Origin of the sequence: Duganella sacchari (assembly GCF_900143065.1) — a bacterium.
GTDB classification, from domain to species: Bacteria; Pseudomonadota; Gammaproteobacteria; order Burkholderiales; family Burkholderiaceae_D; genus Rugamonas; species Rugamonas sacchari.
Window position 1 is genome coordinate 320,112 of sequence record NZ_FRCX01000004.1, and the last position, 21,516, is coordinate 341,627.

Here is a 21,516-nt window from a genome sequence, read left to right on the forward strand (position 1 = left end):
GGGATTTCATGCGCAAACGGGATTTCGTGTTGATGCTGGCGCTGTGCGCCGCCTTGCCGGCCATGGCCGCCGATCTGCTGGGCGCCGTCAAGGCGCGCGGCACGCTCAAGGTCGCCATGGAAGGTACCTATCCGCCGTTTAACTACCGCGAGAAGAATGGCGAACTGGCTGGCTACGATGTCGATGTCGCGCGCCTGGTGGCCGGCAAGCTGGGCCTCAAGGTGGAGTTTGTCACCAGCGAATGGGCCAGCATCCTGGCCGGGCTGTCGGCCAACAAGTATGACGTGATCATTTCCCAGGTCGGCATCAACCCCAAGCGCGAGCAGGCGTTTGATTTCTCCGAACCGTATATCTATTCCGTGCCGCAGCTGATCGTGCGCAAGAACGAGACTGCCACGTACAAATCGCTGGCCGAGCTGAAAGGCAAAAAGCTCGGCGTCGGGCAGGGCAGTGTCTACGAGCAGCAGGCCAAGGCGGTGCCGGGCATTGAGGTGCGCAGCTATGCGGCCGCGCCGGAGACCATGGCGGACCTGGCGTCCGGCCGTATCGACGCCGCGCTCAACGATAGCCTGATGTCGGCCTATCTGCTGAAAATCTCCAGGCTGCCGATCAAGGCCGGTGCGCAGGTCGGCGCCGTGGAGCGCATGGGCATCCCGTTCCAGAAAGGTAATCCGCAGTTCAGGCAGGCGCTGAACAAGGTGCTGGCCGATGCCGCCGCCGATGGCAGCCTGAAAGCCATTTCGCTGAAATGGTTCGGCGCCGACGTCAGCAAGGCGCCATAACCCATGGAATGGCTGGAGCTGCTGCGCGAGGCCGCGCCGGTCATGTTGCGCGGCGCCGGCTACACGGTGCTGTTCGCGCTGGCAGCCATGCTGGGCGGCTTGCTGATCGGTTTTCCGGTGGCGATCGTGCGGATGCTGCCTTACCGCGTGCTGGCGTGGCCGGCCAATGTGTATGTCAGCCTGATGCGCGGCACGCCGCTGCTGGTGCAGATGTTTGTGATCTACTACGGCCTGCCCAGCATCGGCATCGAGTTCACGCCAGTGACGGCCGGGATCCTGGCGCTCAGTCTGAACTCGGGCGCGTTTCTGTCGGAAAGCCTGCGCGGCGCGATTGCTGCAGTCAGCCAGGGGCAGTGGGCCGCCAGCTACAGTCTGGGACTGGGTTACTGGCGCACGCTGTACCACGTGGTGCTGCCGCAGGCGCTGCGCGTGGCGGTGCCGGCCATGAGCAATACGCTCATCAGCCTCATCAAGGACACCTCGCTGGTGTCGGTGATTACGCTGACGGAGCTCATGCTGTCGACCAAGGAAGTGATTGCCACTACCTTCCAGCCGCTGCCGCTATATCTGGCCGCAGCCGCTATCTATTGGCTACTCAGCCTGCTGTTTGAAGCGCTGCAACGGCGCGCAGAACAACGCTTGAACCGCGCACACCGTTCCCGATAGCTGGTACGCTCGACATCGCTCTCGTGTGATGTTAGTCTAAATACATCAACGAGGGGGTGTATGGATAAGACTATGCACGCTGAATTGCCAGGAATGGCCGTGTTTGCCGACGCGGCTGCACTTGCGCCGTCGCTCACGCCATTTGCGGTGATGGGCGCCGAGATGGAACCAGACTGGTTCAATGATATTTATCTGCTGGCGCCGGTCGGCTACTTCGTGCTGGCGCCGGATACCAGCATCCTGCAGATGAACGTGGTGGGCGCGGACCTGCTTGGGATTGCACGCGCCAATCCGGAGCGGCTGCCGCTGCGCCAGTTCATCGCGCCGCGCTTCCATGAGGATTTCGACCGCTTCCTGCGGCGGGCCATCAACACCACCCAGCCAGAGCAGTGCGACCTGCAGATGCTGCGCCATCGCAACCAGCAGGGTTTTCCAGTGTCGCTGCGCGCCAGCGCCGACAGCACCGGCCAGACCATCCGCGTGGTGCTGGAACTCGCGGAAGGCAAGATGGCAGCGCTGGAACGCAGCGAGGAACGCTTCCGCCGCATCGTCCACAATGCCGAGGAAGGCATCTGGGAAATCGACGCCGCCGCGCGCACCAGCTTTGTCAATCCGAAGATGGCGCAGATGCTGGGCTACACCATCGAGGAAATGCTGGAGCAGCCGCTGGTGGCGTTCATGGACGAGGAGGGCCGCACCATCCTTGAGCGCAATATCGCGCGCCGCCAGCAGGGCATGGCCGAACGCCACGAATTCAAATTCCTGCGCAAGGACGGCAGCGACCTGTGGGCCACGCTGGCCACCAATCCGATCTTCGACGCGGACGGCAGCTACCGCGGCGCGCTGGCGCTGGTCAGCGACATCACCGACACCCGCGCCTCGGCGGAACTGATCTGGCAGCAGGCCAATTTTGACGCGCTCACCGCGCTGCCCAACCGCCATATGTTCAATGACCGCCTGAACCAGGAAATGAAAAAGGCGCGGCGCGAGAATGTGCAGCTGGCGCTGCTGTTCATCGACCTCGACGATTTCAAGGACATCAACGACCTGCTGGGCCACGAGCAGGGTGATGCCGTGCTGGTGGAAGCGGCGCGCCGTATCGGCTTGTGCGTGCGCAGTTCGGACACGGTGGCGCGGCTGGGCGGCGATGAGTTCACCGTGATCCTGTCCGGGCTGGACCAGATCAGCAGCGTCGACCGCATCGCCCAGAGCATGCTGACCCTGCTGAACCGGCCGTTGGCGCTGGGCGCCGCGCAGCCATCGATTTCCGCCAGCGTCGGCATTGCCCTGTTCCCGTCCGACGCGGGCACGGCGGAAGAGCTGGTGCGCAGCGCCGACCAGGCCATGTACGCGTCCAAGCAGGGCGGACGCAACCGCTACAGCTACTTCACGCCGGACCTGCAGCTGGCGGCCCAGGCACGCCAGCAGGTCACGCTGGACCTGCGCTCGGCGCTGTCGCTGGAGCAGTTCGAGCTGCACTACCAGCCCATCATCAATCTGCAGAACGGCAAGGTGGAGCGGGCCGAAGCCCTGCTGCGCTGGCGCCATCCGCAGCGCGGGCTGCTGGCGCCGTCGGAGTTCCTGCCGTTTGCCGAGTCAGGCGGCCTGATGCTGGAGATCGGCGACTGGGTGTTCCGCCAGGCCGCGCAGCAGGCACGCCGCTGGCACGAGCAGCTGGGCGCGGGCTTCCAGGTCAGCATCAACCAGTCGGCCACGCAGCTGCGCGGCGATGCCGCGCTGTACGTGTCGTGGCTGAACTACGCCACCCAGCTGGGACTGCCGGTGCGCAGCATCGTGCTGGAAATTACCGAAGGCGTGCTGCTGGACGGCGCCGCGCGCGCCAGCGAGCGCTTGCGCGACCTGCGCGAGATGGGCTTGCAGGTGGCGCTGGATAACTTTGGCACCGGCTATTCTTCGCTCTCGCATCTCAAGCATTTCGGCATCGACCTGCTCAAGCTCGATCACAGCTTTATCCAGCACCTGGCCCACGACAGCGGCGACCTGGCCATGTGCGAGGCGCTCATCGTCATGGCGCACAAGCTGGGATTGCGGGTGGTGGCGGAGGGCGTGGAAACGGCGGCGCAAAGCGGCTTGCTGGCCATGGCCGGTTGCGACTACGCGCAGGGATTTGTGTTTGCCGGCGCGCTGCCGCCGGACGAGTTCACCGCGCTGGCGCAGCGCGGCATCAGCCTGCTGAATTAACGCAGGCTCAGCAGGGAGATCACGCGCTCGCGGCTGATGCCGGCCAGCGCCGAGGTGATCGACAGCAGCGACTGATAACCGGGCTGCTTGGTGGTGCTGACGAAGTTCTGCGCCACCTGGTCCATGCCGTTCTTGGTGGCCACCGGCGCTGCGCTTTGCACGCGCGCACTGACTTGCGCCAGCGCCTGGTGCACGGAGGCGATCGACTGCTCGACCTTGGCCAGCGCCTGCACCACCTGCTGCAGCGTGGCGCGGATGCCATCCAGATCCGAGGTGTTCCAGCTGTCCGGTTCGATGTCGGCCGATTCCGATTCCGCCTTGACCCGGTTCAGCTGGCCTGCAGGGAAGCGCACGCCGCCGCCTTGCACGGCGATGGTGTCACGCACATTGGCCCACTGCGATTCGGCGGTGGAAAACGCCAGCTGGCCGTCGCTATTGATGGCGGCGCGCACCCCGGCCGGCGCCAGCGCTTCGTCGAAACGCTGGGCGATCTGGCTGTCGGACAGGCCTGGTTCCAGCACCACCGACCGCACGTTCTGGCCGCCGCCGACCGAGATGGCCAGCACTTCGCGGCCGCCCGAGCGCAGATTGCCCAGGTTCATGCCGCGGATCGTAAATTGGGTATTGGTGCCCTTGGTGCTGAAATTCAGGCGCGCATCCAGCGTGCCGCCGGACGCCGTGCTGCGGTTGCGCCAGCTATTGCTGAACTGGCGCACGCGCGCTTCGACCGCACCATCGGCGCGCTGGCGGTTGGCCAGGCGGGCGCTGAGGTCCGCCTTGAGGTTGCGCAGCTGGGCCGCGCTTTGTTCGAGGAAATCCAGCGCCTGCTGGGCGCCCGAGATGTCGCCTTGCAGCGGCTGGTCCCAGTTGTTCAGGCCACGGCGCAGCGGCGCCGCCGAATTCGGCGTCGGCGTGACCGGCGTCGCGGTGGCGGCGTTTTCGCCGTTGAGCCCCAGCGATGTGCCGTCCACCGCAGTGGCATTGCCGGCATTGGCGCCGGGAACAATGACTTGGGGTGTGGATGTGGACGTGATTTGCATACGCTTAGGGCCGGAAAGGGTTACAGGATGTTAAACAGCGACAGGCCGCTGACCTTGGCATACGCCTTGTACGATGCTTGCAACGCGGTGTTGTAGCCGTTCATCTCGGTGACTGCCGTGGTCATGTCCAGCGAACCCAGGTCCAGGATCGCGGTCTGGTTGGACAGGCTGACGTTGGCATGGTTGCCGTCCAGCGTGGCCATGACGTTTTGCGCGCCGCCGAAGCTGGCGACCTTGCCCGACACCAGGGTCAGGGTGTCGGCCGCGCCGTCCATATTGGCTTTGATGGCGGCCTGCAATGATGGCGTCGAGGCGGTGATGCCTGGCTGCGACAGCTGGTCGATCGTGGTGTCCATCTGGTTCAGCAGCGACTCCAGGCCCTTGACGTCAACGTTGACGGTTTGCGTGATGCCATTGCCCACCACCGATTTCTGCTCGTTGGTGTTGCCGGTAAAGGTGTAGCGCGAGCCGGCCGGTGCGGTGGCGTCGTAGCTGATCGACGGGGTATTGGTCAGCGTGCCCGAGAACAGGTAGCGGCCTTCCTGGTCTTTCTCGTTGGCGCTGTAGTAAATACTGTCGCGCAGCGCGGTCATTGAAGTGACCATGGCTTTCAGGTCGTCGCCGGTATTGCTGCCGTCCGAGGCCCACACCAGCAGGTCGTGGCTCTGGGTGATGTCGTTGACCATACTGGTCAGATAGGTCTCGTTGGTCGACAGGCGGATCTTGATGGCCGAGATGTTGTCGCGGTACTGGCCGACGATGGCTTCTTCGCGGTTCAGGCGCGACAGGCGCACGGCGGTGACCGGATCGTCGGACGGCACCTGGATGGCCTTGCCGCTGGCGATGCGCTCGGTCAACGAGGACAGGGCGCTCTGGTTGTCTTGCAGGCCGCGGTTCATGGTGGCCTGGAACTGGCTGGTGGCGATACGCATTCAGGCTCTCCTTAACCGAACATTTGCAGCGTCGAGTCGAACAGGGTGTTGGCGACCGCAATCACCTTCATGTTCGCTTGGTACATATTCTGGAATTCCACCAGGTTGATGGCTTCCTCGTCCGTGTTGACGCCGCTGGTTGATTTCCAGTCGTCTTCGGCCTGGGAACGGATGGTGGTGGCGGTTTTCAGCTGCGACTGGTTTTGCTGGCTGCTGATGCCCAGCTTGCCGACGATCTGGGTGTCGGCGTCGCCCAGCAGCACGCTGCCGATCGAGGTCAGGTTGATCGACTGGCCTTTGACGTCCACCAGTTTTTGCAGGTTGCCGCTGTCGCCCGGCGTGCCATCGCTGGAAAACGCCAGGTCGGTGGTCTGGAAGCCGCTGGCAACTTGCAGCAGGCCGGTGGCGCTGGTCGGGTTGAACGACAGCATGGCCACACCGGCCGTGCCGTCGCTCTTGAAGCCGGAGGTCAGCGTATCGTTGATCTTCTGCGACATCTGCTCAGCGATTTCCGAAATCGACTTTTGCAGCGGCTTCAGTGTGTTGTCGCGGAAGTCGCCCAGGCCGCCCAGCTGGCCGCCCACCTTGGTGTCGTCCAGCTTGAAGCTGGTGTTGGCAAACGTCAGCGTCAGCGTGCTGGCGCCCGAGGTGCTCACGTAGTTCAGGTTGGCCGCCAGGTTGGACACCACCAGCGGCTGGCCGCTCTTGAGCGAGACCGAGGCGGTGCCGTCCGGATTGTTGATGACTTCCACCGCCACCTGCGAGGCGACGCTGTCGATGAGCTGTTCGCGCTTGTCGAGCAGGGCCGAGGTGTTGGTGCCGGTGGCGCCCAGCGACACGATCTGCTGGTTCAGCGCGGCAATCCCGGACAGCGATTCATTCAGCGACGGCAGGATCGCGGTCTGCTGCTGCTGGACCGAGATCAGCTGGTTGGCGGTCAGGTTGTAGATGCTGTTGAACTGCTGCGACATCGAATCGGCTGCGGTAATCACCTGCTGGCGCAGCGGGGTCGAGGTGGGATCGACGCCGGCCGCGTTCAGGGCCTTGAAGAAGTTGTCGACGCCATAGCTGATGCTGGACTTGTCGGCGCTCATCACGGTTTCCAGCTGGCTCAGGTAAGGCTGTACTTGCGAACGCTGGCCCAGGTCGGAGGCGGCGCGCCACATCTGCTGGGATTTGTACGAGTCGCTGAAACGCAGCAGGGAGCCGATCTGCACGCCGTTGCCGGGCGAGTTGGCGCTGGCGTCAGACGCGGTCGCCACCAGCAGCACACCCTGGCGCGTATAGCCCTTGGTTTGCGCGTTGGCGATATTCTGACTGACAGCGTTCAGTGCGGCCTGGGCGGCCAGGGCGCCCGACAGTGCGTTATTCGTGATGGTCATGGAGCGGGTCTTTCCTGGTGAAGTCCGAGGGGCCCGTGGTGCGCTGCATGAGGGCTGGCGCCCACTGGTCCGATATCAGTAACGGGCGACCGTTTATTGCTGCGGATTAAGCGGCTTGGTGAAATTTTGCGAACTAGAAACATTAGTCGCCGTGACAGCTTGCTGTGGAGGCAACAATTGACGCAGGATGGCGTCGGCCACGCCGAACGCGCGCTTGCCGGCCAGCTGGTCGGCCACCAGGTTGTCGGCCATGTCCAGCATGTCATCGTTGATGCGGTCTTTGGGCGCGTCGTCGGAGGCCAGGGCGCGCGTGCCGTCGCGCATCTGGTGCAGCATGTGGCCGATGAAGAAGCTTTCAAACTTGACAGCGGCCTCGGTGGCCTTGGCGCGGTAGGCCGGATCGACGCTGTCGCCGGCCGGGGCCGGCTGCGGCGCCACGTGGGTGCCGCTGAGCTGGCCGGCGACGCCCTTGTCCAGCAGGCGGGAGGGATCGAAGCTGTTGTAGTCCATGGCGTGTCCTTAGATAACCACCAGTTCGCCTTCGATGGCGCCGGCCTGGTCCAGTGCTTGCAGGATGGCCATGATGTCGTCCGGGGTGGCGCCCAGGCTGTTGACCACGTCGATAATCGATTGCAGTTTGGCGCCGGCCGGCCATTTGAACATCTGCGCCGGGCCCTGGTCGGCCGTGACCTGCGACTGCGGCGTGGCGATGGTCTGGCCGCCGGCCAGTGCGTTCGGCTGGCTGACCTTGGTGGATTCGGAAATCACGACTTTCAGCGAGCCGTGAGTGACGGCCGCCGCGCGCACGCGCAGGCCTTCGGCAATCACCACGGTGCCGGTGCGCGAGTTGAACACCACTTTCGGTGCGTCTTCGCCGACGTCGATGTTGAGCGACTCCAGCTTGGCCATGAAGGCCACGCGCTGGGTCGGATTGGCGGGCGCCACCACGTCGACGCTGGTAGCGTCGCTGGCGGTGGCGATGTCGCCAAAGCGCTTGTTGATCGAATCAACGATGTTGGTGGCGGTCTGGAAGTGCGGATGGCGCAGCGACAGGCGCACCGTGGGTTTGCTGATGAAATCGGTAGCGATTTCGCGTTCGATATTGGCGCCGCTGGGAATGCGGCCCGAAGTCGGCGTGTTGACCGTGATCGAGGAACCGCTCTTGCCCTGGGCGCTGAAGCCGCCCACCACCACATTGCCTTGCGCCAGTGCGTAGACTTCGCCATCGGCCGCGCGCAGCGGGGTCAGCAGCAGGGCGCCGCCGCGCAGGCTCTTGGCGTCGCCCATGGACGACACCACCACGTCGATGCTCTGGCCCTTGCGGTAGCCAGGCGGGAATACCGCCGACACCATCACGGTGGCGACGTTCTTGGACTTGGCGTCAGTACCATCCGGCACCTTGACGCCAAACTGCTTGAGCATATTGATCACGGACTGGCTGGAGAACTTGACCTGGGTCGAGTCGCCGCTGCCGTTGAGGCCGACCACGAGGCCGTAGCCGACCAGCGGATTATCGCGCACGCCTTCGATGGCGACCAGGTTGCGCAGCACCTGCGCCGCCTGCACTGGCGCGGAAGCGCCCAGGCCCAGGCTCAGCGCCAGCGGCAAGACCAGGAGTAGCTTGCGGAAATTCATGGGATCACCCCTTGGTTAAGCTTAAAACGGCATCAATGGGCCGTTGAAGAAACGCGACAGCCAGCCCGGCTGCTGCGTATCGGCCAGCGTGCCCTGCGCCGAATAGGCGATGCGCGCATTGGCAATGCGCAGCGAGGACACCTGGTTGTCGGCATCGATATCGGCCGCGCGCAGGTAGCCGCGCAGACGGACGAATTCTTCGCCATTGTTCAGGGTCAGGGTTTTTTCGCCGGACACGCGCAGCAGGCCGTTCGGCAGCACTTCCTGCACGATCACGGTGATCGCGCCACTCAGCGCATTCTGCTGGGTGCTGGTGGCGTCGCCGGCAAAGGTGTTCGAGGCGCCCAGGCCCACCGCCGCCTTGCCGAAAGTCTTGCCCAGCAGGTTGGGCGCGGTGATGTTGTCGGCCGAATTCTTGGAGTAGCTGGTCCCGGCCTTCTTGCTGGCCTGGGTGGTTTCCTGCAGGTTCACGGTGACGATGTCGCCGACGCGGAAAGCGCGGCTGTCCGAGGTCAACGACATGCTTAGGTCGGTGCTGAAGACACCGCCCGAAGTGCCTTTGGGGCCGCTCACGCGGTTGACCTGCGGCGGTTCGTCGGACGGGCCGGGACGCACTGCTGGCGGCTGCAACTGGGCGCAGCCCGCCAACGACAGCGCCGTCAGCAGCAGAACAAACGGCCGATTGCGCAGTGCGGGTTTCATCAGCGTGCTGCCTGCGACAGGTATTGCAGCATATTGTCGGCGGCCGACAGCACCTTGGTGTTCATTTCGTAGGTGCGCTGGGCAGCAATCATGTCCACCATTTCTTCCACCACCTGCACGTTCGAGCCTTCCAGCGTGCCTTGCTTGATCTTGCCCCACTGGGCGGTGCCTGGCGTGCCTTCGGTTGGCGTGCCCGACGACGGGGTTTCTGCAAACAGATTCTCACCCAGGGCCAGCAGGCCGGTCGGGTTGATGAAGCTGGTCAGGGTCAGCTGGCCCAGTTGCTGCGGCGTGGTGTTGTCGGCGATCTTGGCCGACACCACGCCGTCTTCGGCGATGGTCAGCGCGGTGGCCGTCGCAGGTACGGTGATCTGCGGGATCAGCGGCAGGCCGCTGGCGTTGACCAGGATGCCGTTGGCGTCCACCTGCAGCTGGCCGGCGCGCGTGTAGGCGGTAGTGCCGTCAGGCTGGCGCACCGACAGGAAGCCGTTGCCCATCACCGAGATGTCCAGTTCGCGCTGGGTGGTTTGCAGGATGCCCTGGGTGAACACCTTCTGGGTGCCGACCATGTGCACGCCGTTACCGAGCTGTACGCCCGATGGGTTCAGCGTGTTGTTGTCGGCGCGCTGGGCGCCCGGCTGCTGCTCGACCGAGTAGAACAGGTCCTCAAACACCACGCGGTCGCGCTTGAAGCCGACGGTGTTGGCATTGGCGAGGTTGTTGGCGATGGCCTGCAGTTTCTGGTCCTGGGCTTGCACGCCGGTCTTGCTGATCCACATTGCTGGATTCATGATTTCTCCCTGTAGTGTCGAAGTGGATTAGCTACCGCTAATCAGGCGGTTACCGGCTTCTGTCATCGAATCGGTGGACGAGAACAACTTCATTTGAATTTCAAACGTCCGGTTCAGGCTCATGGTGGCGACCATTTCCTCGACCGCCGAGACGTTGCTGCCTTCCAGGTGGCCGGGGCGCAGCACCACGGTGGGATCGGTGGCCAGCTGGCCGCCGTTGCGCGGCACCAGCAGGCCGGCTTCGTTCTTGGTCAGCTCGGACGCTTCCGCCTTCACCAGGCGCAGCTTGTCGATCACCTGCATGGTGGTGGTGCCGGGCGCCTGGATCGAGATGGTGCCGTCGGCGCCGATGTCGATGGCCTTGTAGTCGGGCAGGGTGATCGGGCCGCCTTCGCCCAGCACCACGTTGCCATTGATGCGCAGCGTGCCGTTTTCATCTAGCACCATATTGCCGGCGCGGGTGTAGGCTTCGCCGGCGCCGCCGGTCTGCACGGTCAGATAGCCGCTGCCGGCCACTGCCACGTCCAGGTCGCGGCCGGTACTTTTTACCGTGCCCGTCTTGCCGGAAATGGAGTTGGCCTGCAACTGCGACATGTGACGGTCGTCGTAGCCGTAACCGTTGACGGTTTGCGCCGCCGACAGTTCCATATTGGCGCGGAAGCCCGTGGTGTCGGCGTTGGCCAGGTTGTTGGCGTGCACCTGTTGCCCGCGCAGGGCCCGTTCGGCCCCGCTCATGGCGGTGTAGATCAGCGCGTCCATGGGTGGTCAGCCTTAGATAGCCTGCATCAGCGACTGCAGCATGGTGCTCTCGGTCTGGATCACCTTGGAGTTGGCCTGGTAGTTGCGCTGCGAGGTCATCAACCCCACCAGTTCCGAGGTGATGTCGACGTTGGACTGTTCCAGCGTGGCGACGTTGATGGTGCCGCCCATGCCCACGCCTGGTGCGTTGACCAGCGGTTCGCCCGAGGTGGTCGACGTCACCCAGCTGGTGTCGCTGACCGAGGTCAGTGCGCCTTCGTCCGGGAAGGTGGCCAGTGCCAGGCGGCCCACGGTCTGCTTCTGGCCGTTGGTGTAGCTGGCGATCACCGAACCGTCGGTACCCAGCGCCACGCCGCTGAAGGTGCCCGACGAGTAGCCGTCGGCGTTGTTGGTCGAGGTGGTGGCTTCGCCGGCAAAGCCGGTGGTGCCGGTGTAGTTGATCACCACGCTCTTGAGCGCGCCGCCATTGGTGGTCGGCACCGCAGTCAGGTCCAGCGTGATGCTGCCGGCATCGGCCGATGGGTCGGGCGTCAGCATCTGGCCGGTGGTGGGGCTGAACGTCATGGTGGTCGGGGTGCCGACTTCAACGCCGTCCAGCACGTAGTGAATGTCCACCGAGTTCGCGGTGGCGGGACCGCCAGCGCCGGTGCGGGCGAAGTACTGGGTCAGCGTGTGCTTGCCACCCAGGGTGTCGTAGATTACCGATGCCTTGGACATATTGAAGGTGGTGGTATCCGGTGCGTCCGCCGGGGTGGGCGGGGTGACCCAGGCCGTGGTCGGCGCATTCCAGTCGGCCGACAGGTTGCCGATGTAGCTGACTTTTTCCGACGCCACGGCCGGAATCGAGCCGGTCGGAATGGCCAGGTCGCCCAGGGCGCCGGCGGTGCCGCTTTTCGGGTCGATCGGATAGCCCTGGATCTTGCGGTTGGAGGCGTCGATCAGGAAGCCGTCTTTCGATGCATCAAAAATGCCGACGCGGGTGTACTGGGTTTCGTTGGTGGCGCTGTTGCGCGCGATGAAGAAGCCGCGGCCGTTGACGGACGCGTCCAGCGCGCGGCCGGTGTTCAGGATGCCGCCTTGCAGGCTGATGTTCTGCGTCGTCGAGCCGACCATCACGCCCGTGACCTGGTTGCCCGCGACCAGCGAGGCAAAGTTGGTGCGGCTGGCTTTGTAGCCGTAGGTGCCGGCGTTGGCGATGTTGTGGCTGGTGGTGTCCAGCGAATCGTTGATGGCCTGGATGCCAGACAATGCGATATCAAAACTCATGATGGAGACCTTCCTTTAGAGAGCAGATTGAGTGGCAGTTTTGCCGGCAAATGCGGTAATGGTGTCGGAACCGGTGTCGCCGATGTTGGCGACATTGAGCTGCACGGTGCCGCTGGACAGCAGGCGCACGCTGTTGAGGCGGCCCTGGATGTCGATGGTAGGCGTATCTTTGCTGCTGGTTTCCACCGCCACGCTGTAGGTGCCCACAGGCAGGCCCAGCGCGGCTGGATCGATGGTGAACGGCACGGTGCCCGGCGCTTGCGTGCCCAGGTTGACGTTGTGCTTGACGCCGTCGGCGCCGGTCAGCACCAGCGTGGTCTTGGCGCTCGAGGCGGACAGCGTGGTCTGGCCATTGATCTTGCTGCCGGTGCCATCCACGAGGACCGACTTGCTGCTGACCATGAGGTTGGAGCCGACCTGGGCGCCCAGCGCCATCACTTGCAGGCTGGACAGCGCGCTGGCGCTGGCGTTGGTGATGGTGGTCAGGTTTTGCAGCGATTCGGTCTGCGACAGCTGGGTCAGCTGCTGCACGAACTGGGCCGGATCGGACGGCGACAGCGGGTCCTGGTTCTGGATCTGCGCCACCAGCAGCTTGGTGAACATCTGCGAGGTCTCACTGGCGGTATTGCCGGTGATGTTGGCCGTGGTGCCGGCATTGCTGCCGCTGGCATTGTTATTGAGGAGACTGACGCTCATGGCTTAACCTTCACCGAGTTTAAGGAGGGACTGCTGCATCGTGCGGATGCGGCCGAGGACTTCAACATTGGTTTCAAAGGCGCGCGAGGCCGACATCATGTCGGTCATCTCGGCCACCTGGTTGACGTTGGGATAGAACACCATGCCCTCGCCATTGGCCATCGGGTTGCCCGGTTCGTAGACCTGGCGCAGCGGTTCCGACGATTCCACCACGTCCAGCACCTGCACCTTGCCGCCGGCGCTGGCCATGCCAGCCGGGCTGTCGCTCATGACGGCGGCAAACACCGGCTTGCGCGCGCGGTAGGTATCGCCTTCGGTGCCGGCCACGGAGTCGGCATTGGCGAGGTTACTGGCAATCGTATTGAGGCGCACCGACTGGGCCGCCATGGCCGAGCCGGCGATCTCGGAAATATTCTTGAAGGACATGCTGGCGCTCCTGCGGTTACTGGCCGTTGATGGCTTTCGCCAGGCCTTTGAATTTCATGTTGAGGAAGGTCAGGCTCGTCTGAAAGTCGGTGGCGTTCTGCGAGAAGGCCGCCTGTTCGACGCCGATTTCCACGGTGTTGCCGTCGCGGGTAGGGTGGAAGGGCACGCGGTACATGCGCGCGCTGTCGCCGCCGTCGCCAATATCACCGCTGGCTTCGGCCTGCACATTGGCCAGCGTGGCGCTGAAGTCCATGTCCTGGGCCTGGAAGCCGGGCGTGTTTTCGTTGGCGATATTGGCTGCCAGGATGCGGGTGCGTTCAGCGCGCAGCGCCAGCGCGTCGCCATGGACGCCTGCTGCATCCTTGAAGTTAATCCCCATAGTCTTCCCCTGTGTAGACGTTGCAGTAAAACGCATGAGCATGAGTGACAACCGCTACACCGCATGTAGAATGACGGCCGGGCATTGTATTGCCCACCGTCTCCGGCATCATAGTAGAGGTATTGCCCATGCTCAACAAATGTATTGTAACTGTTTCGGCGGGAATGTTGCTGGTTTGCATTCCACTTTTTAACGCTTTTTCTGCGCCCGTGCCGGTGGCCGCAGAACAAGTGCCGGGCGTGGTGGAAAAAGCCGCGCGCCAGCATGTGCAGCGCTGGGTCGAAGCGGCCGGTTTCAGCGAGCCGCAATTCACGCTGGAAGTGGTGCCCGGCACACGGCCGCTGGCCGCCTGCAGCCAGCCGCTCACGGTGCAGGGCGCCGATACGCGCTTGCCGAGCCGCATGCGTTTTGTCGCCGTCTGTGGCGGCACGCCAGGCTGGCGGTATGAATTCATCGTGCGCGCCCAGGTGTCGGCGCGTATTGCAGTCATGGCAAACGACTTGGCAGCGGGGAAAGTTCTGGCAGATGAGGACCTGTTGCTGGAGCGCCACGACGTGTCTGGCGTTACTGACAGCATTACCGATCCGCAGGACGCGGTGGGCATGAGCGGCAAGCGCACGCTGCGTGCAGGCGAGGTGTTGCGCAAGGGTTTGCTGTCGTCGCCGACCGTGGTCAAGCGCGGCGAGCCGGTCAACATCATCGCGCGCCGCGAGCAGATCGAGGTGAGCATGGCCGGCGAGGCATTGGACGCCGGCGCGCGCGGCGACACGGTGCGCGTGCGCAATGCCAACGGCATGGTGATCCGCGCCCGGGTGACAGGCGTGGCCACGGTGGAACCTGTCTCGATGCCGGTCACGACTAATTCTCCGTCGGAGTGAGGCGGGCAAGTCCGCCGCCACGCTGCAATTGCGTGGCGACCTTGCTCAGCTTGTCTGCATAGTTGGGGTCGGTGGCATAGCCGGCCTTGGCCAGTCCGCTGGCGAAGGCCTGGGCATTGCTGCCAGTGTTGAGGGCGGCCGCGTAGCGCGGATTGCTGGTCAGCATATCGGCATAGTCGCGGAAGGCGCTGGCGGTGTCGGGATAGCTGCGGAAGCGTTCGGTCTTCTTGAGCATGGCGCCATGTTCGTATTCGGTGGTGCTGGCCACGGCCACATCGCCTTGCCAGTTGCCGCTGGCCTTGAGGCCGAACAGGTTGTTGGCACTGGCCGCGCCGTTGCGCAGCGGCTGCTTGCCCCAGCCCGATTCCAGCGCCGCATGGGCCGCCACCAGTTCCGGCGAGACGCCCAGCTTGCTGGCGGTTTCCTCGGCCCACGGTTTGATCGACGCCAGGAACTGCTGCTGCAGCTCGCTGTCGACGCCGTTGCCATCGTCTGCAATGGCGCCGCTGGCGCGGTTGCGCAGCGCCATGGCCTGCAAGCTCATGGCCTGGGAGGACGGTTGGGAGGAGGGCTGGAAGTCGCTGCGGAAGCCGCCGTCGCCATTGGCGATAAAGCTGGCGACGTCGCTCTGCACTTGCTGGAAAGTGGTGTTGAAGCCGCCGGACGCGGCAAAGCCGCCAGTCGCCGCAGCAGGGCGGCTGGCAGTGATGTTCGATACGGTTGCGGCAGTGGGCGCGGTGCTTTGCATGACCCCGTTAAGCTGGCGCATAAATCTGCTCCTCGCCATGCAGCACGCGCTGCATGATGCTGTATTGCTCTACCAGCAGGTCACCATTGCGCTTGCTGATGCGCTTGCATTCAATGACGGCCTGCTCCAGCGTGTTCCAGTCCGCTTCCATTTTCTCCCGTGCCGCATTTTTCAGCAAGGCAAAAGCCTGCTTCATGGTGCCATCCGGCCCCACCAGACGTTGTACCAGCGCCACGCGCTGCACGCGGCGTGCCTGCATGGTGTCGACCAGCGTGGAAATGGCCTCGGCCACCGGGCCGAGTTCGGCCGCCTTGTGGCGCAGCGCGGCCTGGAACTGCTGCTGCAACAGCGTGTTGAGGGTTTGATAAGCTTGCAAATCGTCGGCGATGCCGCCCAGCAGCAGGCGCATGGCGTCCTGGCGGGAGAGCGCGGCCACGGCCGCGCCCGGGGTGTTGAAACTCACTGCTCGCTCCCATGGAAACGCTGGATCAGGCCGGCCAGCTTGGCGGGATCGAACGGCAGCTCGCCCTTGGCCAGCGCATCGCGCAGCATGTCCACTTTTTCCTGGTCGATTTCCGGCATCTCGCGCATCGCTTGCAGCGCGGGCTGCAGCACGGCCGATTGCAGGGGCGCCGGCGCGGGGGCGGCGAGCGCTTCGGCGGCGTCCACTGGGGCGCTGTCGGCCACGCGCTGGACGGCCATGCCGTCCGGGGTCGAAGTCGTGATTCTCATGCGGGTGCCTCGTGTTGGCTTGGTTTCCATACGAACTCTTATTTATTGCGGCGCAGATCACGCAACGGACTGTCGCCGCCGAGCTTGCTGCGCAGCTGCTGCAGCAGCGTGGCGTCCGGCAGGGCGGTGTCAACATCGTGGGTCAGCGGATCGGCAGCATCGGGTACGCCAAACATGGTGGCGATGGTCTTGGCTTGCGCCGTGGTCAGGATCAGCAATTCAATGCGGCGGTTGACGCCGGCATCGACGCGCTTGGTGTCGAGCGGCGCGCGGTCGGCCATGCCCACCACCTGCAGCACGGACTCGCGGTTCATGCCGCCCGCCAGCAGCTGCGCGCGCGCCGACATGGCGCGGTTGGCCGACAGCGTCCAGTTGGAGAATGCGGCGTAGCTGGTGTCGGCATACTGCAGCGAATCGGTATGGCCGACAATCAGCATCTGGTTGTCCATTTGCGCGAACAGCGGCCCCATCTTGCGCAGCAGCGCGCGGAATTTGTCGGTCGGCACGGCGCTGCCGCGCACGAACATGCCCTGGCGGTCGGTGTCGTGCAGCATCACGCGCAAGCCATACGGCGTGACGATGGATTCGAGGTTGCTCGACAGGCCGGCCTCGGCGCTCATCTTGGTCAGCACCTTGGAGAGCTGGGTCAGGTCGTCGGGCGAGTCGTACTTGACCTTGGACGACGGCGTGGTCGGCACATCGGTCTGCTCGGCCGTGGCCTTCTGCTTGCCTTCCGATTCCGAATTGCCAAAGTGCGGCATCGGGAAGCGGTCGATCAGGCTGCCGCGCGGGCCGCCCACCTGTTCCGGCATCACGCCTTTACCCTGGTCGGTCTTGGCGCCATCGGCCTCGGTCAGGATCTGCTGCAGCGATTCGGTATTACGCGCCGCCATCAGCCACAGCACCAGGAACAGACACATCAGCGCCAGACAAAAGTCGGCAAACGCTACCTTCCAGGCGCCGCCGTGATCGTCGTGCTTGTGCTTGCCGCCACCGCGTTTGACGATGGTCTGGTCATGCCCCTTGTCATGCGGCTTTAGCACCACGGCCTCCGCGTCCCGAATCCGAAGGCTCGCTGTCGCGGCCTTCCAGATCGTTAATCCAGCGTTCCAGCTGAGCGAAGCTCGGCTTGATGTTGAGCTGCACCAGGCGGCGGCCGGCGTCAATCGCCAGCAGTGGCGGTTTGCCGGCCACGTGGGTCACCAGCACCACCTTGACGGTTTCCTTGTTGGCCGCTTCCGAGTTGACCAGCTGTTTCAGCATATTGCACAGCGGGTCGATCAGGCCGTAGCAGAAGAAAATACCAATGAAGGTACCGACCATGGCGGCGCCCACGTGCTCGGCGATCTCGCCCGAGGTCGCGCCTTCGCTCACGGTGTTCATGGTAATCACGATGCCCAGCACGGCGGCCAGAATGCCGAAGCCCGGCATCGCCTCGCCGATCTTGTTGAGCGACTTGGCCGGCTGTTCCTGCTCGGTGTGGATGGCTTCCAGTTCCTGGTCCAGCACGCCTTCGAGTTCGTGTGCGTTGATCTTGCCCATCGCCATCAGGCGGAAGTTGTCGACGATGAAGGCCAGCAGTTTCGGCTCATCCAGCACGCGCGGATAGCGCTGGAACAGCGGGCTGTCCTTGGGCGCCTCGACGTGGGCGTCCAGCGCTTTCAGGCCGCCGGCGGCCAGTTGCAGCAGTTCGTACATCAGCAGCAGCAGCTGACGCTGGAACTCCGAGTCGTACTTCTTTTTCATGATCTTCTTGATCTGCGTGCCGAGCTCTTTCAACACATGGCTCGGGTTACCGATCACCAGCGCGCCCAGGCCCGAACCGGCAATCACGATCAGCTCGATCGGTTGCCAGATCTGATGGAAAGCCCCGCCCATCATGAAGAAGCCGCCGAAGACGCTGCCTAAAACTATGAGTATGCCGACTATTTGCTGCATGATGATTCGCCTTTCCGCGTCATTTTTCTAATCCCTAGCTGCGCTGCGCCAGTGCTCAGGCGCTTTGCAGTACTGCCTTCATTTTGTTGAGCGCCGCCTTGTTCAGCTGGCACACGCGGGCGTCCGTCAGGTCCAGCACGGCCGCGATTTCCTTGTAGCTCAGCTCGAATTCGTAGTACATCTGCACCACGCGCTGTTCGCGCTCGTCGAGACCGCGCAGCGCCTGCTCCAGGCTGCGGCGCACCACCAGCTGTTCTTCCGGGCTTGGCGCGCTGTCGTTGCTGACGCTTTCCTGCAGCACCTCGTCAAAGCTGGCAATCAGTTCGGCATTTTCGTCCATCAGGTAGGCCTGATAGGCTTCGGCCGTCAGCCCCAGCCCGCTCATGATTTCGTGCTCGGTCGGTTCGCGGCCCAGCTTGCGGGTGAGGGCGCGCACGGCGTCGCGCAGCTTGTGGCTTTGCTGACGCACTGCACGCGGACGCCAGTCCTGGCGGCGCAGCTCGTCCAGGATCGCGCCGCGGATGCGCAAGCTGGCGTAGCTGCCGAAGGCGCCGTCCGGCTCGCCGTAACGGCGCAACGCTTCCAGCAGGCCCATCAGGCCGATCTGTTCCATATCGTCGCGGTCGATGGCGCCGGCGATTTGCGAATTGAGCTGGCGCACGATGCGCTTGACCAGCGGCGCATATGCCAGCAGATGCTTTTGCTCGTCCGCTACGCTGTGCGTGAACGGCGCGTTGCCGTTCTCGCTGTAGCTTTCGGCATAAGCGTCTGCAAATTCCTCTACATATCCCATGCCCGCTCCACTTGTGTTCATGCTGCTTTGGCCTACTCCAGGATGAGCTTGCCAATCATGACTTCGTCAAACGGCTTTTCCCGGTTTTCTTCTTCGAAGGTGTGTTCAAACGCTTTGTTCAATTCTGCGGCAAACTGGTCGATGGTCATGACGCGCGCGGTGGCCATCGGCAGGCCGGACAAGGTCCGCACGGCCACGCTGCGCAGCAGCGGCAGGTTTTCCTTGGCTTCTTTCTCGCGCTTGGCGTCGGTGCTGACCACCAGGTCGGCCGACAGGTAATGCGTCAGGTTGTCGCCTGGCTGGGCCTTGAGCATCACCACTACCTTGTCCACCGTCAGATACTTGGGCGGCAGCTCGGATTTTTTCTCTTCCTTCTTGGCCGGTTTTTTCTTGGCGTCCTTGGCATCCTTGCCCTTGGCGTCGGCGGCCGATTCTTCGCTGTTACCTTTCGACATATACCAGACGGCGCCTCCGGCCACGGCGGCGCCAACCACGGCGACCAGGACAAAGGCGATGATGACTTTCATATTCTTCATTGTGCGAATTACTCCCCGGTCATGGCAAAGGTGGCGGTGCTGTCATCGTCGGACAGTGCGCGGCCTGGCGTGCGGCCGTCATCCTGGCCGCGCTGCTGGCCATTCTTACCATTCTGGCCGCCCTGGTCGGCCTGGGCCTGGGCGCGCGACGACGACACGGTCACCGCCACATCCACGAACTGCTTGTTGGACAGGTCCTGGCGTACGCTGTCGCCGATGGTATTGAGTTGACGCACCACCTCGCTGTTATTGGCCGACAGGTTGACCTGCAGCGCGCCCGCGCTGTGGCGGATCGAGATTTCGATGCTGCCCATATTCGGCGGTTCCAGGCGGATCACCGCGTGGTCGTTATTGCGTTGCAGTTGCACTTGCAGGCGGTCGCCGAGCGCGTCGCGCAGCGGCTGCTGCCACTGGTCCGGCGTGCCGGCCAGCTTGACCGTGGTGGCGGCCTGGCTGGTGGTGGCCGGCGTGGCGCTCTGGTTCACGTTGACGGTGGTGCTGGTCGCGGTGGTGGCAAAGCTGTGGCTGCTGTCGTCCTTGCTGGCGGCGCTGCTGACGCTTGGCGCTGGCGCCGCGCTCGCGCTGGTGCTGGCAGTGCTGCTGGCCACATCGGCGCTGCGTGGCGCCGCGCGCAGGGTGTTGGCGGCGATCACTGGCGTGTCGCTGGCCACGGTATCGGGCGCCACCGGTGCGGCGGTATCGACGGCCGGAGCCGGGGCGTCGCTGGTGGCGGCGCTGGTATCGCCCTGCAGCTGGCGGGCGGCAGCGGCGGCCAGTGTGGCGTTGTTGGCCAGGTTGTAGATGTTTTGCGGCACGGCGGCCTGGTTGGCGTTGACCTGGGCGGCGGCGTTGTCGTCGTTGACCGGCGCTGACGGCATCACGGCCACGCTGGCGGCGGCCAGGTTCAGGCGCGTGGCGCTGGCGTTCAGTATCGAAGTGGCGCTGATGGCGTCGATGCGGCCGGCGTCGCTGTCGGTGCTGGCGACCGGCGTGGCCGGCACCGGCGTCGCCAGGTTCAGCATCGAGCTGACCATGGCGGGCAGCACGGCGCTGGCGGTGGCGCTACCGCTGCCGGTGGCATCCGTGGCGACATCGGTGCTGGTGTCGGTTTTGCTGTCGTCGCCGGCGGCGGTGACATCGGTCAGGTTCAGCAATTGGGAAAACAGCGGCGCCACGACCGGCACCGCATCAGCGGCGGCCTGTGCCAGCTGCGCAGCGGCATCGGCGGCGCTGTTGCGCTCTGGCGGTTGCGCGGCTGGCGCAGCCTGGCGGCCCGGCGTGTTCTGTGCCGTGTTGCTGGGCTTGGCCGCAGCTGGCGGGGTGTTCTTGGTGTTGTTGGCGTTGCCTGCACTGGCGCCGTTGCTGGCGGGCGCCGGCTTGGCCACCGGCGCGCTCCTGGTGTTATTGGCGCTGTTGGCAGCCGCTGCCGCGAGAGCAGAATTATTGGCCGCCACCGGTGCGGTGAAGTCGGCCTGGTCGGCTTTGGCGGCCTTGGCCGCTGCGCTGGAGAGAGTCATGCTCATGCTCATGCTTGGATTCCGGTATCTGCGTGTTCGCTGTCGAGGGCGTAAGCCAGCCAGCCCTCTTTGTTTGCCTGCATTTCTTGCAACTTGCGTCCCAGTGCATCGGTGGCAAGGTTGCAGCGCCTGACTGCTTCGTTGTGCATCTGGTGCAGCGCCGACAGGGCGGCCCGCTCGGCCGCGCTCAACGGTCCCTGCGCCACCAGCTGCGGCAGCGTCGCGACCATTAACGTGTTAATCGCCGCCAGCGTCTTCCAGTCTTCGGAAGCGATGGCGGCGCTCATTTTCTGCGTCATCTGCAGTAACGTACGTTGCCTATCCATTGGTTTTGGCCTGCACGCCCAGCCAGCCCTTCTTGATCGTGGTCAGCAGTTTGGTGACCTCGTCGATGATGGCCGGGTCCAGGCTGACGCCGGCCGTGTACAGGCGGCCGGCGCAGTACTCGTATAAACGGCCCAGGTTTTCGACCACTTCACCGCCGTTGTCGAAGTCCAGCGAACTGGACAGGCCGTTGATGATGTCGGTGCATTTGTTCAGGCTTTTAGCCTTGAGCTCGTAACGCTTGCCGACGATGTGGCCACGCGCGCGCGCCAGCTCTTCGAGCAAGCCGTCGGTGAGCACCAGTACCAGCTCAATCGGCGACGCCCGCGAGACCTGGGCGTCGAGATTGGTGGAGTGATAACTGCTATAGGCTTCCTGGTTCAACATGGTAT

At 64.1% G+C, this 21,516-nt stretch carries 26 protein-coding genes; 4 read left to right on the forward strand and 22 right to left on the reverse strand.

Translation table 11 applies throughout. From position 1 onward, the window contains the following. Nucleotides 1–8: 8 nt before the first annotated feature. The 3 genes from BUA36_RS10505 (at nucleotide 9) to BUA36_RS10515 (ending at nucleotide 3,650) form a co-directional block, all read left to right on the forward strand. Nucleotides 9–782, forward strand: a complete 774-nt coding sequence (locus BUA36_RS10505) for a transporter substrate-binding domain-containing protein (protein ID WP_072784185.1) — start codon at nucleotides 9–11, stop codon at nucleotides 780–782. A gap of 3 nt (nucleotides 783–785) precedes the next feature. Next, entirely contained in the window at nucleotides 786–1,448 is a 663-nt protein-coding gene (locus tag BUA36_RS10510; protein WP_072784187.1) for an amino acid ABC transporter permease, read from the forward strand. Between the two features lie 72 nt (nucleotides 1,449–1,520). Beyond that, nucleotides 1,521–3,650, forward strand: a complete 2,130-nt coding sequence (locus BUA36_RS10515) for a putative bifunctional diguanylate cyclase/phosphodiesterase (RefSeq protein ID WP_229255665.1) — start codon at nucleotides 1,521–1,523, stop codon at nucleotides 3,648–3,650. Here the strand turns inward: BUA36_RS10515 and BUA36_RS10520 are convergent. The 12 genes from BUA36_RS10520 to flgB all read right to left on the reverse strand — a co-directional run bounded on the left by BUA36_RS10520 (nucleotide 3,647) and on the right by flgB (nucleotide 13,658). Continuing rightward, a complete protein-coding gene (locus BUA36_RS10520; protein WP_072784193.1) occupies nucleotides 3,647–4,690 on the reverse strand; it encodes a hypothetical protein in 1,044 nt (347 codons plus the stop codon). The two genes, BUA36_RS10515 and BUA36_RS10520, sit on opposite strands and share 4 nt — an antisense overlap. Nucleotides 4,691–4,710: 20 nt before the next feature. After that, complete coding sequence (flgL, locus tag BUA36_RS10525) at nucleotides 4,711–5,622, reverse strand: flagellar hook-associated protein FlgL (RefSeq protein WP_072784195.1); 912 nt, start codon at nucleotides 5,620–5,622, stop codon at nucleotides 4,711–4,713. Nucleotides 5,623–5,633: 11 nt separating this feature from the next. Then, nucleotides 5,634–7,004, reverse strand: a complete 1,371-nt coding sequence (gene flgK / locus BUA36_RS10530; RefSeq protein ID WP_072784198.1) for a flagellar hook-associated protein FlgK — start codon at nucleotides 7,002–7,004, stop codon at nucleotides 5,634–5,636. A gap of 93 nt (nucleotides 7,005–7,097) precedes the next feature. Further along, nucleotides 7,098–7,514, reverse strand: a complete 417-nt coding sequence (locus BUA36_RS10535; protein WP_072784201.1) for a hypothetical protein — start codon at nucleotides 7,512–7,514, stop codon at nucleotides 7,098–7,100. Between the two features lie 9 nt (nucleotides 7,515–7,523). Continuing rightward, nucleotides 7,524–8,639: a flagellar basal body P-ring protein FlgI gene (locus BUA36_RS10540; protein ID WP_072784203.1), complete on the reverse strand. Its 1,116-nt coding sequence runs from the start codon at nucleotides 8,637–8,639 to the stop codon at nucleotides 7,524–7,526. A 21-nt stretch (nucleotides 8,640–8,660) separates the two neighbouring features. Next, nucleotides 8,661–9,341: a flagellar basal body L-ring protein FlgH gene (gene flgH / locus BUA36_RS10545; protein ID WP_072784205.1), complete on the reverse strand. Its 681-nt coding sequence runs from the start codon at nucleotides 9,339–9,341 to the stop codon at nucleotides 8,661–8,663. Continuing rightward, on the reverse strand, nucleotides 9,341–10,132 hold the full coding sequence (flgG, locus tag BUA36_RS10550; RefSeq protein WP_167544276.1) for a flagellar basal-body rod protein FlgG: 792 nt from the start codon (nucleotides 10,130–10,132) through the stop codon (nucleotides 9,341–9,343). The genes flgH and flgG overlap by 1 nt, the downstream gene beginning before the upstream one ends. Nucleotides 10,133–10,159: 27 nt before the next feature. Beyond that, nucleotides 10,160–10,891: a flagellar basal body rod protein FlgF gene (locus BUA36_RS10555; RefSeq protein ID WP_072784210.1), complete on the reverse strand. Its 732-nt coding sequence runs from the start codon at nucleotides 10,889–10,891 to the stop codon at nucleotides 10,160–10,162. A 12-nt stretch (nucleotides 10,892–10,903) separates the two neighbouring features. After that, on the reverse strand, nucleotides 10,904–12,157 hold the full coding sequence (locus BUA36_RS10560) for a flagellar hook protein FlgE (RefSeq protein WP_072784212.1): 1,254 nt from the start codon (nucleotides 12,155–12,157) through the stop codon (nucleotides 10,904–10,906). A gap of 15 nt (nucleotides 12,158–12,172) precedes the next feature. After that, nucleotides 12,173–12,853 (reverse strand): flagellar hook capping FlgD N-terminal domain-containing protein, encoded by a 681-nt coding sequence (locus BUA36_RS10565; RefSeq protein ID WP_072784214.1) that lies wholly within the window; start codon nucleotides 12,851–12,853, stop codon nucleotides 12,173–12,175. A gap of 3 nt (nucleotides 12,854–12,856) precedes the next feature. Then, nucleotides 12,857–13,279 carry a flagellar basal body rod protein FlgC gene (flgC, locus tag BUA36_RS10570; protein WP_072784217.1) on the reverse strand — a complete coding sequence of 141 codons (423 nt, stop codon included), beginning with the start codon at nucleotides 13,277–13,279 and terminating at the stop codon, nucleotides 12,857–12,859. A gap of 16 nt (nucleotides 13,280–13,295) precedes the next feature. Continuing rightward, nucleotides 13,296–13,658, reverse strand: a complete 363-nt coding sequence (gene flgB, locus BUA36_RS10575) for a flagellar basal body rod protein FlgB (RefSeq protein ID WP_072784220.1) — start codon at nucleotides 13,656–13,658, stop codon at nucleotides 13,296–13,298. Between the two features lie 215 nt (nucleotides 13,659–13,873). Here flgB and flgA point away from each other — a divergent pair, with 215 nt between their 5' ends. Continuing rightward, nucleotides 13,874–14,536 (forward strand): flagellar basal body P-ring formation chaperone FlgA, encoded by a 663-nt coding sequence (flgA, locus tag BUA36_RS10580; protein WP_229255666.1) that lies wholly within the window; start codon nucleotides 13,874–13,876, stop codon nucleotides 14,534–14,536. Here the strand turns inward: flgA and BUA36_RS10585 are convergent. From BUA36_RS10585 to fliS, 10 genes are read right to left on the reverse strand one after another with little or no spacing between them, the layout of a single operon-like run. Beyond that, a complete protein-coding gene (locus tag BUA36_RS10585) occupies nucleotides 14,517–15,305 on the reverse strand; it encodes a glucosaminidase domain-containing protein (RefSeq protein WP_072784226.1) in 789 nt (262 codons plus the stop codon). The genes flgA and BUA36_RS10585 overlap by 20 nt on opposite strands. Continuing rightward, nucleotides 15,292–15,747 (reverse strand): flagellar export chaperone FlgN, encoded by a 456-nt coding sequence (gene flgN / locus BUA36_RS10590; protein WP_229255667.1) that lies wholly within the window; start codon nucleotides 15,745–15,747, stop codon nucleotides 15,292–15,294. Before flgN ends, BUA36_RS10585 begins: the two co-directional genes overlap by 14 nt. Further along, the gene (locus BUA36_RS10595) at nucleotides 15,744–16,016 is read right to left on the reverse strand and encodes a flagellar biosynthesis anti-sigma factor FlgM (RefSeq protein ID WP_072784228.1); all 273 of its coding nucleotides are present in this window, start codon (nucleotides 16,014–16,016) and stop codon (nucleotides 15,744–15,746) included. The genes flgN and BUA36_RS10595 overlap by 4 nt, the downstream gene beginning before the upstream one ends. A 38-nt stretch (nucleotides 16,017–16,054) precedes the next feature. Beyond that, nucleotides 16,055–17,059 (reverse strand): flagellar motor protein MotB, encoded by a 1,005-nt coding sequence (locus tag BUA36_RS10600; RefSeq protein WP_072784230.1) that lies wholly within the window; start codon nucleotides 17,057–17,059, stop codon nucleotides 16,055–16,057. After that, nucleotides 17,043–17,954 carry a flagellar motor stator protein MotA gene (gene motA, locus BUA36_RS10605; RefSeq protein WP_072784233.1) on the reverse strand — a complete coding sequence of 304 codons (912 nt, stop codon included), beginning with the start codon at nucleotides 17,952–17,954 and terminating at the stop codon, nucleotides 17,043–17,045. Before motA ends, BUA36_RS10600 begins: the two co-directional genes overlap by 17 nt. Nucleotides 17,955–18,009: 55 nt before the next feature. Then, nucleotides 18,010–18,747, reverse strand: coding sequence for a FliA/WhiG family RNA polymerase sigma factor (locus BUA36_RS10610; protein ID WP_072784235.1), 738 nt, complete (start codon nucleotides 18,745–18,747; stop codon nucleotides 18,010–18,012). A gap of 32 nt (nucleotides 18,748–18,779) precedes the next feature. After that, nucleotides 18,780–19,283, reverse strand: a complete 504-nt coding sequence (locus BUA36_RS10615) for a flagellar basal body-associated FliL family protein (protein WP_084560094.1) — start codon at nucleotides 19,281–19,283, stop codon at nucleotides 18,780–18,782. A gap of 8 nt (nucleotides 19,284–19,291) precedes the next feature. Beyond that, a complete protein-coding gene (locus tag BUA36_RS10620; protein ID WP_229255668.1) occupies nucleotides 19,292–20,800 on the reverse strand; it encodes a flagellar hook-length control protein FliK in 1,509 nt (502 codons plus the stop codon). 8 nt (nucleotides 20,801–20,808) lie between these two features. Then, complete coding sequence (locus tag BUA36_RS10625; RefSeq protein ID WP_229255669.1) at nucleotides 20,809–21,087, reverse strand: hypothetical protein; 279 nt, start codon at nucleotides 21,085–21,087, stop codon at nucleotides 20,809–20,811. Nucleotides 21,088–21,118: 31 nt separating this feature from the next. Continuing rightward, entirely contained in the window at nucleotides 21,119–21,511 is a 393-nt protein-coding gene (gene fliS, locus BUA36_RS10630; protein WP_072784646.1) for a flagellar export chaperone FliS, read from the reverse strand. Nucleotides 21,512–21,516: the final 5 nt, after the last annotated feature.